General features: G+C 52.3%; 1 protein-coding gene. It reads right to left on the reverse strand.

All coding sequences use genetic code 11. The features are described from left to right. The coding region (locus tag KKC1_RS05530; RefSeq protein ID WP_143288684.1) for a UPF0236 family transposase-like protein at window positions 1-598 on the reverse strand (598 nt) is incomplete at both ends.

Raw genomic sequence — 598 nt, forward strand, 5'->3', positions numbered from 1 at the left:
TGCCTGTAGCTTAGCTGGCCTACCACTTCGGCCAGTTTTTGGGCTAATTCGCTATTACCACGAGCTAAGGAGATAGAAGCACGACACCAATCACCAGGTTCTTTGTAAGGCAAACCTTCCGCCTCTTTCCTCACCCAGTAGCCGTTGTAGTTATCCTTCTTCTCGGCTGCTTCTTCTCCCGGCGCTGGAGGCCCCGAAACCTGGGTCATGTCCCGTAAGGTCCCATTCCTTAAGGCACATCTTACCCGCGCAAGGTTAAGCGCCCCCTTCTTGCTCCAGGAGGAACACCGGTGTTTAAACCGCCTGGATATGGTATGCCCTACGTTGGGCTCTATAACCCCTAAACCCCGCGCAACTTCTGGCGCTTCTTTCCCTCTCTCTCGCCAGTCCTTTATCCCTTCCCATACGCTGTTTATTAGGTCCTGAAATGCTTTCAAGGCCTCCTTCCGCTTGGGCTCTTTTTCTTCCGCCATGAGCCCCTGAAGAAGAAGGTTGAAACCTTCTTTGTCCCCTTTCTTGAGTACTGCCTTCACGGCTTTCTTGGTTTGTGGATCTTGTCCCCAAAGCCGGGTAAGATCCCTCTCAAGATGAAAACGAC

The organism is Calderihabitans maritimus (assembly GCF_002207765.1).
GTDB classification, from domain to species: Bacteria; Bacillota; KKC1; order Calderihabitantales; family Calderihabitantaceae; genus Calderihabitans; species Calderihabitans maritimus.